The organism is Leptothoe spongobia TAU-MAC 1115, assembly GCF_018739885.1.
In the GTDB taxonomy this organism is placed as follows: Bacteria; Cyanobacteriota; Cyanobacteriia; order Phormidesmidales; family Phormidesmidaceae; genus Leptothoe; species Leptothoe spongobia.
In genome coordinates this window covers 1-12343 of sequence record NZ_JADOES010000019.1, presented here as the reverse complement: position 1 = coordinate 12343, position 12343 = coordinate 1, and the positions used below count along the sequence as shown (strand labels likewise).

The 12343-nt window shown below is 46.6% G+C and carries 15 protein-coding genes; 8 read left to right on the top strand and 7 right to left on the bottom strand.

What is annotated here, in order from left to right; translation table 11 throughout:
• Positions 1-17: 17 nt before the first annotated feature.
• The 3 genes from IXB50_RS11115 (at position 18) to sodC (ending at position 2402) form a co-directional block, all read left to right on the top strand.
• Positions 18-593: a Uma2 family endonuclease gene (locus tag IXB50_RS11115; protein WP_215609040.1), complete on the top strand. Its 576-nt coding sequence runs from the start codon at positions 18-20 to the stop codon at positions 591-593.
• A gap of 14 nt (positions 594-607) precedes the next feature.
• Positions 608-1498, top strand: a complete 891-nt coding sequence (locus tag IXB50_RS11110; protein WP_215609039.1) for a DMT family transporter — start codon at positions 608-610, stop codon at positions 1496-1498.
• A gap of 355 nt (positions 1499-1853) precedes the next feature.
• Positions 1854-2402, top strand: coding sequence for a superoxide dismutase family protein (sodC, locus tag IXB50_RS11105; RefSeq protein ID WP_215609038.1), 549 nt, complete (start codon positions 1854-1856; stop codon positions 2400-2402).
• 75 nt (positions 2403-2477) lie between these two features.
• Here sodC and IXB50_RS11100 read toward each other — a convergent pair whose 3' ends face one another.
• Together IXB50_RS11100 and IXB50_RS11095 are read right to left on the bottom strand one after the other, a co-directional pair.
• Positions 2478-3146 carry a CIA30 family protein gene (locus IXB50_RS11100; protein WP_215609037.1) on the bottom strand — a complete coding sequence of 223 codons (669 nt, stop codon included), beginning with the start codon at positions 3144-3146 and terminating at the stop codon, positions 2478-2480.
• Between the two features lie 134 nt (positions 3147-3280).
• The gene (locus IXB50_RS11095; RefSeq protein WP_215609036.1) at positions 3281-3856 is read right to left on the bottom strand and encodes a Uma2 family endonuclease; all 576 of its coding nucleotides are present in this window, start codon (positions 3854-3856) and stop codon (positions 3281-3283) included.
• Positions 3857-3958: 102 nt separating this feature from the next.
• On the opposite strand from IXB50_RS11095, the gene IXB50_RS11090 reads away from it, so the two are divergent.
• The 4 genes from IXB50_RS11090 to IXB50_RS11075 all read left to right on the top strand — a co-directional run bounded on the left by IXB50_RS11090 (position 3959) and on the right by IXB50_RS11075 (position 8352).
• On the top strand, positions 3959-4312 hold the full coding sequence (locus IXB50_RS11090; protein ID WP_215609035.1) for a hypothetical protein: 354 nt from the start codon (positions 3959-3961) through the stop codon (positions 4310-4312).
• Positions 4313-4548: 236 nt separating this feature from the next.
• Positions 4549-7173: an eCIS core domain-containing protein gene (locus IXB50_RS11085; RefSeq protein ID WP_215609034.1), complete on the top strand. Its 2625-nt coding sequence runs from the start codon at positions 4549-4551 to the stop codon at positions 7171-7173.
• A 7-nt stretch (positions 7174-7180) separates the two neighbouring features.
• Positions 7181-7690, top strand: a complete 510-nt coding sequence (locus IXB50_RS11080; RefSeq protein ID WP_215609033.1) for a hypothetical protein — start codon at positions 7181-7183, stop codon at positions 7688-7690.
• Positions 7691-7749: 59 nt separating this feature from the next.
• On the top strand, positions 7750-8352 hold the full coding sequence (locus IXB50_RS11075; protein ID WP_215609032.1) for a hypothetical protein: 603 nt from the start codon (positions 7750-7752) through the stop codon (positions 8350-8352).
• Between the two features lie 331 nt (positions 8353-8683).
• Here IXB50_RS11075 and IXB50_RS11070 read toward each other — a convergent pair whose 3' ends face one another.
• Positions 8684-8923, bottom strand: a complete 240-nt coding sequence (locus IXB50_RS11070; protein WP_215609031.1) for a hypothetical protein — start codon at positions 8921-8923, stop codon at positions 8684-8686.
• Positions 8924-9040: 117 nt separating this feature from the next.
• Entirely contained in the window at positions 9041-9178 is a 138-nt protein-coding gene (locus IXB50_RS11065; RefSeq protein ID WP_215609030.1) for a hypothetical protein, read from the bottom strand.
• A gap of 117 nt (positions 9179-9295) precedes the next feature.
• On the opposite strand from IXB50_RS11065, the gene IXB50_RS11060 reads away from it, so the two are divergent.
• Positions 9296-10498 carry a Shedu immune nuclease family protein gene (locus IXB50_RS11060; protein WP_215609029.1) on the top strand — a complete coding sequence of 401 codons (1203 nt, stop codon included), beginning with the start codon at positions 9296-9298 and terminating at the stop codon, positions 10496-10498.
• A gap of 47 nt (positions 10499-10545) precedes the next feature.
• On the opposite strand, the gene IXB50_RS11055 is transcribed toward IXB50_RS11060, so the two are convergent.
• From IXB50_RS11055 to IXB50_RS11045, 3 genes are all read right to left on the bottom strand, one after another.
• Positions 10546-10860, bottom strand: a complete 315-nt coding sequence (locus tag IXB50_RS11055) for a helix-turn-helix domain-containing protein (RefSeq protein WP_215609028.1) — start codon at positions 10858-10860, stop codon at positions 10546-10548.
• 183 nt (positions 10861-11043) lie between these two features.
• Positions 11044-11820, bottom strand: a complete 777-nt coding sequence (locus tag IXB50_RS11050; RefSeq protein WP_215609027.1) for an SDR family oxidoreductase — start codon at positions 11818-11820, stop codon at positions 11044-11046.
• Between the two features lie 237 nt (positions 11821-12057).
• Positions 12058-12343: hypothetical protein (locus tag IXB50_RS11045; RefSeq protein ID WP_215609026.1), on the bottom strand; the 286-nt coding region annotated here is incomplete at its 5' end.

The window sequence follows — 12343 nt, the reverse complement described above, 5'->3', positions numbered from 1 at the left end:
GAATGTTGGGAGGATTAATGACAGCATTGCTGGCCCCACTGGTATTGGATCTAGATTTAACCGACGAGCAGTTTTTGCAGCTCTGCCAGAAAAACCATGAGCTGAAATTTGAGCGGACAGCATCTGGAGAATTAATCATCATGGCACCGACGGGGGGTGAAACTGGTAGACGGAATGTGAAGCTCACCACCCAGCTCGATCTTTGGAATACGCGTACAAACCTGGGTGAAGTATTTGATTCCTCCACTGGATTCAAGCTACCCAATGGAGCCGATCGTTCACCCGATGCAGCTTGGGTAAAACGTTCGCGTTGGGATGCTTTAACACCAGCACAACGGGAAAAATTTGTGCCTCTCTGCCCAGATTTTGTTGTGGAGCTGATGTCTCCCAGTGATTCGCTAGAACGCACGCGTCAGAAAATGGAAGAATACCGAGACAACGGTGCTCGTTTAGGATGGCTGCTGCATCGTAAACAGCGACAGGTTGAAATTTATCGCCCTAATCAGTCACCTGAAATTTTAGATAATCCACAATCTCTTTCCGATGAAGAGGTTTTACCAGGCTTTGTATTAAACCTAACCTTAATTTGGTAAGTTGAAGCCATCACATGGGTCTACTTCTTATATGCCTTGCTGCCATTACGTGGGGCACCACCGGGACCATCTCAGTCCTGATCTCCCAGCAGGTAACCGTTTCTCCATTAATCGTAAGCCTATGGCGTATCGTCTTTGGTCTGCCTATCTTTTGGCTGTGGCACAGGCAGAATACTCGTCGACAACTTCAGAGAACCTCGATCTATTGGCCGCCTAAAGTCTGTCGTTTACCCTTAATCGCCATGGGTCTATGTATGGCAGGGTATCAAGTGTTTTACTTTGCAGCAGTGCCCTATGTCGGGGTGGCCATGACAGCAATGGTTTCGGTTTGTTCGTCACCGTTGATCATCGCTTTGCTAGCTATTGCATTTCTGGGAGAGAAACTGACTCGCGGTTTATGTATCGCTCTAACCCTGGGGGTTACGGGGACAGTTCTGTTAATTGCTCAACCTGAGGCGTTACAAATCGATGGCAGTCAATTTCTCCTTGGGGTAGCCTTAGCGTTTGGAGCCGCTTTCTCCTATTCAGGGTATGCAGTTCTGGCAAAATCGCTGGTGGTTCGAATGGATGCTATTGCGATCGCAACCTATAGCTTCACTGCCGCTGCGCTCGTACTCACTCCCACCCTAGTAATCCACCCCACCTTAGACATTTGGCTCAAGGCTCTACCCTTTTCGCTTTACCTTGGCCTGATCACCTGTGGCATCGCCTATAGCATTTATATGCTCGGCATTCGCCATACACCGGCTACTGTAGCAGGCATTGCTGTTTTACTAGAACCGCTGACCGCCGCTTTATTAGGGATTTTTGCTTTTAAAGAGCCTATTAGCTGGTCTGGAGCGCTTGGAGCCTTATTGCTCATTGTCGGGATTCTCTATGCTCGGAAGGGAGATACTACAAACTAAGCAGGCAAGTAATACCAAATCCGAATTCCTCACCCTCGATAACCTCGATTCAAAATGGATAATTCTGTAGGGGCATCCCCTTGTGGATGCCCTTCGATATCGGGGGTTATTCGCCAGGATTTTGTCTCCTAAATCATCCTCAGCATTTCCTAAGCAAAATACTTCGAGACTTTAAAGATAGTTCGTAGAAAGTTTAACAATCTTCCCCTGAAGCGGGTCTGACTGTAGCAATTATCTATGTAGAGAGGGATAGCTGACTCCCAGCTAACTATTGGTTAATTCTTATTGTTGATTAATTCTTAACAATTAATCTGACAATCAGTTCACAAGCACCCTCTAAATACAAACTCTTAGTATGGTTAAGCGCTTAAAACCCCTCATCATTGCTCTGGCAGCACTCATCGTTGTTATCGCTTTTGCACCAGCCTATGCTAATGACCATATCGTTAGCGTTGATGTTAATCTAACCGACCAGCGAGGTCTGGGCCCGGCCATCGGCACTGTCACCCTTAAAGATACTCGTTATGGCTTAGTTCTCACCCCAAATCTTATCAACCTGTCCCCAGGGATGCATGGGTTTCATATCCATACAAATCCTGCCTGTGGCCCTGGATTCAAGCAAGGCGAACCCGTTGCTGGGTTAGCTGCGGGGGGGCATTTTGATCCCTTTGAAACCGGTAGCCATGAAGGTCCCTACGGTTCTGGTCACCTAGGAGACTTACCCCCTCTCTTTGTGGCAACAGACGGCACAGCAACCACACCTGTCTTAGCACCTCGACTAGATGCCAGTTTCCTAAAAAATCGTTCATTAATGATTCATATGCATGGAGATAACTTCTCCGATGAGCCTGCCGCCCTTGGCGGTGGCGGCCCTCGTCTTGCCTGTGGTGTTATTGGTGAGTAGTTGAGACGATCTGTCGCTGGGTTCAACTCCGTTCACCCAGAGCATTATCGAAAAGATGAGCATAGGCGAACCCAGCTAATAAACCTTCACCGACTCCACCAGTAGCTGAAACGGACCCGCCTGAAAATGCGGATTCAGTTGACGATCATACTCAAACTTGCTCAGCATGATCTGTAGCGAGTAGATCCGTCCTGTGTTGATGGGACTCCGCTGTACGACTCTTGCTCTCTGCACAGCTTTCATATCAGCAAATGGAATCCTCACGGTTACCCAACCACCATTAGCCGTATCAAAAGAATAGGCGTAGGCCACAGTATCCCAGCCTGCTCCGTCACGTAAAAAGAATTTATAGCGTTGTCCGTCACCCTTTACCCGTAGCTCGATACCGCTATAGGCACTCAGGTCTAAGGGCGGCTCAAAATTTCGAGTACGCACTGAGGCAAAGCCACCAGAATTTGCTGTGGACACATAGCCAGTAAAGGCTAATCCTTCTGACTGCAGCTGGGCTCCACTCTGGCTAACGCCGCCCATGACCACATCATCAAGGGCACCCCACAGTTCACGCATTTGCTCCGTAGGCTGACGAAAGTCAAAGATAATATTGGCCTGGAGCTGAGGTGGCGGCGGTGGCGGTGAACCAAAGAACATGGTTTGCAATGAACTAATGATAGGGATGGCGTCAAAGTAATTGAGGGTGTCAAAAAAGCGACCGAAATCCCACGATTGACGGGTTTGCTCTGGCATAGCCCCAAGCCCAGTTGACGAACTCCTTTATTGTATAAGCGGTATAAATTTCTGGGCGTTGCTGCTCCTCAGACTTAGCTCCCAGACTTCTGCCTGGCGAGTGGCTCCTATAGCTCTGCCATGACTCTCAACCATTAATCCCAAATATCCACTAATTTCAGAACAAAGCCAGGGAGTACCTCTTCACCCGATAACTGTTTAGGATGACTCAAACACTCTGGTGATTGTCCCCCACGATAAATCTCTACCTGTTTATTCTGGGGATCAATCAGCCAACCCAAACGCACACCACAGTCCTGATACTCTGCCATTTTGTGTTGTAGCGGCACTAGTTTATCCGTTGCTGACCGCAGTTCAATGACAAAGTCGGGGGCTAAGGGTAAAAACCTAGCTGGGTCAGGGGCCAGGGCTTCGATGCGTGTTTTTTGTACCCAAGCGGCATCAGGTGAACGATCGGAGCCATTGGGCAATGAAAATCCTGTAGAAGAGTCAAAGACGATGCCAAGCTTTGTCTGACGATTCCAAATATTGAGTTCCGTCGTCAGGTCCGCATTACGTTTGCCCGTGCCCCATCCGGTTGGTGGTATCAAAATTAAGTCTCCTGTATTGCTTCGCTCCATACGGATATCGCGATTGACCTGGCACAGCTGATAAAACTGTTCGCGGGTCAACGGCACAATGGGATTGAGGGTCAAGGTAAGGGGTGTCATAAGCAATGGCCCCAAGGCATTCCTAATTATCTAATTTTAGCGATAGTTAAGATAGAGCATGATTCCGATTTTTGATATATACCTACATCGCTAAAAGAAGCCATGGCTAATCCCAATATCCCTTTTTCGCTGATGCGTATTCCACTGATCCTCAGTGGATTGGTATACCTTGGCTTAGGCGCAGGTTGCTTTGCTCTACCCATGTTTGAATCAGCACTCAGGGAGGCGGAACTACCCGCTGTCTTTTTCTATGGTTTTGGGATTTTTTGCGTTTTGCTAGGCCTGGCGACAATTATTTTTGCCTGCATCCTGCATAAACCCAATAAGGCGATTTACATTATCGCGCTTATCATCACTATTCTATACATTCCCTCGGCATACATTTTCTTTGGCATCCCAATGGTGATATTTTTGCTACGCCAGGATGTTCGAAACTACTACGGAATAAACCTCTAGCGTAGTGGACCAACAAGTGTATCGCTGACTAATGATTGATTGATTTCTGATCGATTCGAAACCACAGCAACTTATACAAAGCTGCCACTAATTCCAACCGAATATCCGTTAACCGCAGGCAGAAATATCATCAACTGCAGTTAGTTGATCTGTTGAGCTGTGCATCCTAGCGTAGCTATCCATATCAGAATTCAGAATCAGACGTGGTGATAGGTACAGGCTAAAGGCAGCTAACTATGAAAACCTCCCATCGGTTCCCAGATCCGCAAAAAGGCACAGCGCCTCAATTGCAAAACGCTCTACAAACTCGCCCCTTTGCGTCGCAACCAGCCACCGAACCCACTCAGTTAGACGGACAGACTCCCCAGTCGCTCAGCTTTAGCTTTGCTGATATCGATATTGTTCAGCCCAAGGTGACGATTGGCACGCCCAACGATCCACTAGAAAAAGAAGCCGACGCCGTGGCTCATCAGGTCGTAGACCACATTAATGCAGGTCCCCTGACACCAGTCCCTACACCCCCCTCTGCACCGCCAGGCAATCCCATTCAGAGATCGCCACTGAGTAGCACAACTCGCCTTGTACCCGATCCTCTGCTACAGGTTCCCGTCCAGCGTCAAGGCGGCATTGTCTCTGGTGAAGCCAGCAGTGATTTTGAATCGCAGCTCAACCACACCCGAGGCGGTGGTAGTCCCCTACAGCCCCAGTTGCAGAGTCAGATGGAATCGGCCATGGGCGCTAACTTGAGCAACGTGCGCGTGCACACCGACAGTCAAGCAAATCAGCTGAGCCAGTCTATTCAGGCCAAAGCCTTTACCACCGGGGCAGATATTTACTTCAAACAAGGAGAATACAACCCCAGCAGTCGCAATGGTCAGGAACTGATTGCCCATGAAGTCACCCATACACTGCAACAGGGCGCAACTCAGCAAATTCAGCAGCAGCCTCAGCGCAAACCAGAACAGGTCAGCCCCCTAGCAACAGGCATTATTCAACGGGTGACAGAAAATGATTCATTAACAGCTCCTACAGGTAACAGTACTGGAACTGCATTTAACAATATTGTCACCGCTGTCGACAGTTACAATACCCACAGCCTTAGCTACGAACCCTTGAATCTCGATAATCCTGATGAAGTTAAAAAATCTAAATTTAGGAGACGCATAGACGATTTAGATGGAATTAGTCGTTCAATTGATACCTGGCTAACCGCTCATCCTGAGAAGGAAAATACATTCTTTAGTAATAAAACGAAACGAGAAAGAAGAAATAACAAGCGGGCAAGCATGCAGGAGCTCAAGCAAAGTGTGGTTGAGCTCCTCAACCATATTCAGGAGCAGCTGACGATAATCGAGACTCAAATTCAAACAGAACAAGCGTTTGAAGATGCACCTTTGCAAGACGATCCTAAACTCAGGCAGCAGGATGAGGCCCACCATAAGATCAAGGAAACTCAATCAGCCCTACATTTTGTCCCTGGAGGAACGCAAGCATTCTTCCCAATGACGCGAGAGAATCTTGGGATTCAAGCAGATGTCCAGGTCCACATCATTAACCCCGTTCAAGGTCAACAGAATTTCCCTAACCATGTGGCAGTCAAACTTCTGCAGGGACGATTTAATCAGCACATTTGCTGGGTTGCGAAAACGGATCTCACTGAAATTAAAACAGAATCTGAAAGATACAAAAAAGTCGATGTTGAACTGTTCCCCGATGGTCGCGATCCTGACCCCAATGATGTCAAACAAACAAATTTGGGTGATTGCTACTTCCAAGCAGCTCTGATGAGTATTGCCACTACGCGACCTCAGTATTTCAAAAAGATTATGCGTGACCAAGAGGACGCGGTAGCTGTGCGCTTGTTCCAGGTCCAGTCAGGAGGCAATGGCGAAAAAACATTCACTCCCCAATACATTAAAGTCGAAAAATCAATTCCTCAGAGTCAGAGTGGTCAAAAACTTTATAACCAGGGGCAACTATGGGTGAAGATGATGCAAAAAGCTTATGTAGCAGGCGGTTTTGCTGGCACCTTAGAAGAGGATAATCAAAGTCAAAGCCCATCCTACGATGATATTGCTGGAGGCTTGTCTAGTCATGCCTTTGAAGTACTCTTAGGTGAAGCTTCAGAACATACCTCACTCAATCAGCGCAGTGACAATGACCCAGCGGGCGAAACCTTAGCCAAGATTGGTGAAGTATTTGAAAAAAATGGTCTTTCCACCAGTGGTAATACGTTTGCAGCCGTTCAAGGAATGCTGTTCTTAAAAGAGAGCACACGTCAGAATCTGGGCGGTGACGTTGCTGTCCAGGTAACGTTAGAAGAAGTCGATAAGGCCTTTAAGCAAGGCTCACAAGAAGAGAATGGGAAAAAAGAGGTTGTTCTCAAAGCACTTGCCAAGTATTTGCCAGGTAAGCTTGGCAAAGGTCAGTATACTGAGTTTCAAACAGGATTGTTCACCAACATTCAGGTGGCATTAAAGGCAGGACAACCCGTTACAATGAGCACCCATAAATACATAGAAGCTACTCAATCAGGCTTTAACGGTGCTGCTGGCGAGCAGAAAAAAGGCGGCCTTGCAGGCAGACATGCCTACTCAGTATTGCAAACCTGTACTAGTGACGATATCAGCGCCCCGGCACTCGGAAAAGAAGATGGCAAGTATCGTTTGATGCAGCTGCGCAATCCTTGGGGATCATATGGACGCGAATATCAATATGACTATCAAAATATTGATAATGATGGGAATGTACCTGTTAAGACAAAATCAAATAGAAATGCAGGTGTCTTTTGGATCGAGCTGAGCGAAGTGACGAAATATTTCGACGGTCTGAGCATCGGCGCGAAGATTCCCACGGATTAGGAGTTAAATGATGCTTGCAACCCTGGCACTACCCAATGTTATTGGCCTAATTATTGGCATAGTGATCGCCATGTTGGTCAGTCTAGTCGGCATCGTCTTGCTGACGGCAGCACCTGCCCAGGCCGCCCTACCGCCCCAGGCGAATACTGAGTTACGAGATAATTCTCTTTTTGTGGTGACTGGTGCCATCCAGCAGGTATCTACGGAAGAAGTCCCAATCGATATAGGTAGTAACCACCAATATCATGCCGTGGTCACTGTCGAGACGGTTGAAAAGGCTGCGATTTCTCCCAACACTGCCCCACTGATCAGTTTTCCACTACCTGACGTTTTGCCAGCCCCAGCTAGCCAAATTGATGTTTACTATTGGCAATCTGGCCAACGTCCCACTGGCTGGGCCGGTCCCTCCGGGCAATACCGCTCACTCAAATCTAAAACCACCGTTCGACTCTTTTTAACGGTTGAGCAAGGGCAGCTAACTCTACTCGAACCCAATGGTTGGGAGCCTGTAGAGTAGATCGTTAAGCATTTTGATATAAGAACACAAGGCTAAAATTATAAACTCTCTCCAAACCCATGCTCAAGCCTGAAACTAGACCCATCTGGATGCAGTCTGTCACTCTGGAAGACTGGCCGACTAAAGTCGTCACTTGCTCCAGACTGAAGTATCGTTTGCCGGTCTGCCGTCACTGGTCCTTATCTCCCCAACTGAATGAAACCTCCATCGAGCAAGAGCATATTTATTCTGGACCGCAGCCTGGAGAGCTGCTCACGGTGAGCTATATGTCCCGGGCGAATGCCGACCATGACCTGAGTAACTGGGTTAATGCCTTCATTCAGCTCACAGGGCTACCCAGCATTCACCTGATGCAGCTATCGACTCCCTCGCCTCGGTTAGTGGAATGGCGATCGCAACCAATCAGTCCAGAGCTACAAATGCAACTCGCTGTAGATGAGCTACAGCTCTATCAGGGGCTAGTCCAGCTGCCGCATACTTACCTTAGGCTTTATACCCTACTGCTGCGTCGCCAAGCCGCAGCCTGGAAAGTGCATCTCTCGCTGATCTCTGCCTGTGCCCCTGACGCCCCAGAAGAACTTGTAGAAAGGAATGATCATGTCAGGGCCAGTGCGAGCCTGGGCTCACTAATGCTGCTAGATATTGCGCCTAGTAAAAGTTGATGCTTATATCTTGCACCTAGGGTTTGAACCGGGCGTGGGACTGGCAGGTTTTGGAGAAGAGTTTGCAATTAATTTTGCATAAGCACTTAATAATTGCTGCTGTCATATTGTGTCCTACTAGGGTATCCGCGTAAACGGGAAATTCTTATCAGGTAAGGAAGTTAGTGGTTCGTGGTTGGCAGTTAGTCCCTGACTGAAGTTTCACGACTAACTACCAACGACTATCTTCCAGAAAACGTCCCGCATTAAGTTGATACCCTGCTGCTATATTTTAGTTTGCTGCAGGTGTGCGATCGCACACCTGCAAGCAGCACAACCGTACGCCTCAGCCTTAGTCGATTCTTACCTTCTTGGTCAAAATTGCCATGACTTCATTGGGCTGTCCGGTGGGTAGCGGACGGCTCCAGTCGTTGGGCTCAGCGTAGTTGAGTTTGTGCAGTAGCTTAATGGTGATCTGCACAAAGCTCAGGGTGCCAAATAGCATATGTCGTCCGTATTCGTAGTTGTGTTCTGGTAGCGGAGCAGGTGAATGGGTGGGCGCGATCGCGCCCTGAGTTGGGTCTTGAAACATGGTTCTGGTTCTCCATCAGAAGGGTTAAGGAAAGCCAGAACCTAATTCCCTAGCCCCCACGATGTATTGCAAATCGCAGGGGGTAGGGCATAATATCCCAATCCCGTGGATTGCGTGTTAATCCGTGGGTAGCCATCGGTTAGGTGTCGCCACACCTGCCGATGGTGCCAAGTTATTAGGTTCTAGTGGAACAGCTGCACTAGCAGCATTGGGTAACTTTAGAACGGTTACCAGGCTTTCGTCAAGCCATATCAAAGTCTCAAAAGCAACGTTAACCTAAAATATCTGTATGGCTCCTGAAGTGAAAAGATAATCCAGAAAATTTTTATATACGCAATAGCTATATCTTTAATTTAACTAACGAATTAACCATTGGAATTTATCAAGCGTGAAAATCGTCTAATTCTTTCGTATACTCCTAACCTTAGGGGAGAATCGTGGATATATAAAAATTTACAGTCTGCAGGAGAAGTTCGAATTGCCAAACGGTTTCTATTCAAGTCAGAGGACCTCATCTCAGCTAAAAGTGAGGAGCCTGACTTAGAATTTGAGCCAGTGGAGTTTATCTTGGCGGAATTGCGCGGTGAATACTACCAGGTTAAAAAGCGAATACTTAATCTCGAAAACTCTCTATATCTGCACAAAGATCTAAGGTTCTCGCGAAAGATATTTCTTGCAGAGCGAGATATTTCAATTTTTGGCCGAATAGACAAACTCTCATCCGATGACATATATGTTGGTGGGTCACATCATGCAGCTATTCCTACAGAAGGCTTTGAAGAATTGCTATCTCATTTCCCAACCTCAACTGAAGTTACAAGATATGCACAAGCAAGGATTTCTAGTATATTAAGTGAATATCTAAACCCCAAAAAAGACTACTTGCAAAAATTCCACAGAGTACGAAATCTTCGAGGTGATCGTCATGTGGACTTGTTGTTACCTGATGTCGCTGAGTTTGAACAGCATAAATTTGAGGCAACATATTGCAAACTGAAAGATATGCTTAATGCTGAAGAAACCCCTTCTGAGAATCGCTGGCAAGAGGAAATTGTTGATATTCTTCAACTCCTCTACCCCAAATATGTAAGGGTATTTCGAGAGCCTCCCATACGCGATCCATTCTCAAAGACTATAAGACGTGTAGACTTCTTGCTTGTTGATGCTTCAGGGACCATTGACTTGATTGAAATAAAGAAACCATCCGATAGTGCAATCGTAACGCCTGGTACATATAGAGATAACCATGTTCCTCTGCGGGAGTTGTCGGGAAGCATTATGCAACTTGAAAAATATATATTCTTTCTAAATAGATGGGGCTCTGATGGCGAACGTACTCTCACTCAGCGATATGCTGCCGAACTTCCTACAGGAATGAAAATCAAAATCACTAATCCGAGCGGAATTGTCATTGCTGGCCGAAGTCATAACCTTTCGAATACGCAGTTACTTGATTTTGAGGTAATTCGTAGGAAGTACAAAAACCTTGTAGACATCATTACGTATGATGACCTATTGAACCGACTAGAACGGATAATTGACCATTGGCGTCACATCCGTAATACTAATTGTTAGCCTATTGTAAAATGCTTTCTTAACGCATTACTCAGAGCTTTAGCCGCTTACCCCACACTAGCAATAATCTTTCCAATATCTTGCGGTGTTGCACCGGTTGCCAATATCGCCCGGAGCAATAATTCAATAGAGACCGAAGCATCACCATTTTCAGCTTTGGCAATCCGAGGTTGGCTGGAGCTGATTTTAGAAGCAAGCGTACTTTGAGTCATCAGCTTTTGAAGACGCTCCTTCAAGCCTTGGCTGAGTGCTAACTTAATTTCAACAAGAATAGTCTCCTCGGGTGTTAACTTTAGAAAGTCTGAAACTGTTCCAATTTTCCACCCTTTAGATTCCAAACGTTCTCTTTTAGCCTGATCCATCCTATTGCTCCGATTTATCTGTACCGTATTGTCTAGGGCGCTTACTGGGCAGAAGTAGCACTAGACGAATCTCGGCTCTGTTTTTTCTCAAATCTACTGGAACAGAAGCCCGAGCCTGTATTCAGTGGACTGATTTATTACTCCATTGTGTTCGCCCATGACGTGTAGCCCCATAGAGTTTACCTACAAACCCGGTTGAGTTTTAGTAAATAGAGCCTTGAAATCATTTGTTACTGGTGCTTGATTCGTTGCCTCTGGCTTTGAAACAACATCAAAGGCTTTATTGCGAGCAGCAGACTCTAGCAATGCCTGTACTGCTACTTCAGCCACATCAGCCCGAGGAATGGAAGTCGTGACACCCTCTGGTGCATTGCCAAGTAGGACATCATCTTTACTCACAACCAGTTCTCGCTTGCCCCCTGGTTGATCTAACAAACCACCCGCTCGAATAATCGTGTAATCCACACCCGAGTCAATCAAATACTGTTCCGCTTTGCGTTTCCAGACCAAAATCTTGCCATTACCCATGGTGTTGAGAAAATGCTTCTCGTCGGTGCCGCCCATGGATCCCACCACCACAATCTGCTTCACCCCTGCTCGTTTAGCCGCATCAATCTGATTAATCTGCCCCTGATAGTCAATCTGTTCAGGCATTTCACCCGGTGCAAACGTAAACTCTGGACGCTGTCCCGGCTGAGTGGGCGGTTTCATCTGCGGTGCAGCACTGGTCAGGATCACCAAAGCATCACAACCTTCCAGGGCAGGTGTCAGGCTATCAGGCTCAAGGATGCTGCCAAAAAAGAAATTCTCAGTTGAACCAAACAGTTCTGTAGCTTTTTGGGAGGAGCGAGCAAAACCCCTAACAACAAATGATTCAGTTAATGCTTGAAGTTTTTGGGCTACCAAAGAACCGGTCCGTCCAGTTGCACCTGTGACTAAAACTTGAAGAGGATGGGACATAAAAGGTAAACACCATAGGGTTCCGTAGTCTTTAGTATAGAGACTTTCTGCAGATACAAATTTTGCATTTATTTAACTGAACAAGGCAATATAGCTTTCATACTCAGCATATTATCCAGGAAAACTCCGTATAAATTAAAGAATGAAGCTCAGGTTCGCGCAGCGACATAGCGACACAAGAACATTTTTTTAGAAGGGGGTGTCGAGTTAGGTTAATTCGACACCCCCTTTTCTCATCTATACAGCCATAGGTAAGTGCTCCACAACAGGAGAACTAGCAGACAACAGATTCTGTGCTACCAAAGCCTTAAAGTAAAGCTGCAAGAGCTCGTCTCCAACCTCAGCACAATGAATAGATGAGCCCTGTAATGACGATTTCAGCTGATCACATTGAAAATGAAAAGTGCCCAATGACTTTTGGATAAATGGTAGATTGGCAAATAATGTTGTCAGGAAGAATAATGGATGGTCTTTAGGACTTACGCATTGACAAGATAGCAAAGACATGAAGTGATACGAATGG

Excerpts from the sequence above, each read along its gene's own strand:
- IXB50_RS11100 (WP_215609037.1), bottom strand. The coding sequence starts at position 3,146 with ATGCCAGAGCAAACCCGTCAATCGTGGGATTTCGGTCGCTTTTTTGAC.
- IXB50_RS11090 (WP_215609035.1), top strand. The coding sequence starts at position 3,959 with ATGGCTAATCCCAATATCCCTTTTTCGCTGATGCGTATTCCACTGATC.
- IXB50_RS11115 (WP_215609040.1), top strand. The coding sequence starts at position 18 with ATGACAGCATTGCTGGCCCCACTGGTATTGGATCTAGATTTAACCGAC.
- IXB50_RS11080 (WP_215609033.1), top strand. The coding sequence starts at position 7,181 with ATGATGCTTGCAACCCTGGCACTACCCAATGTTATTGGCCTAATTATT.
- IXB50_RS11070 (WP_215609031.1), bottom strand. The coding sequence starts at position 8,923 with ATGTTTCAAGACCCAACTCAGGGCGCGATCGCGCCCACCCATTCACCT.
- IXB50_RS11050 (WP_215609027.1), bottom strand. The coding sequence starts at position 11,820 with ATGTCCCATCCTCTTCAAGTTTTAGTCACAGGTGCAACTGGACGGACC.
- sodC (WP_215609038.1), top strand. The coding sequence starts at position 1,854 with ATGGTTAAGCGCTTAAAACCCCTCATCATTGCTCTGGCAGCACTCATC.
- IXB50_RS11110 (WP_215609039.1), top strand. The coding sequence starts at position 608 with ATGGGTCTACTTCTTATATGCCTTGCTGCCATTACGTGGGGCACCACC.
- IXB50_RS11055 (WP_215609028.1), bottom strand. The coding sequence starts at position 10,860 with ATGGATCAGGCTAAAAGAGAACGTTTGGAATCTAAAGGGTGGAAAATT.
- IXB50_RS11085 (WP_215609034.1), top strand. The coding sequence starts at position 4,549 with ATGAAAACCTCCCATCGGTTCCCAGATCCGCAAAAAGGCACAGCGCCT.
- IXB50_RS11075 (WP_215609032.1), top strand. The coding sequence starts at position 7,750 with ATGCTCAAGCCTGAAACTAGACCCATCTGGATGCAGTCTGTCACTCTG.
- IXB50_RS11095 (WP_215609036.1), bottom strand. The coding sequence starts at position 3,856 with ATGACACCCCTTACCTTGACCCTCAATCCCATTGTGCCGTTGACCCGC.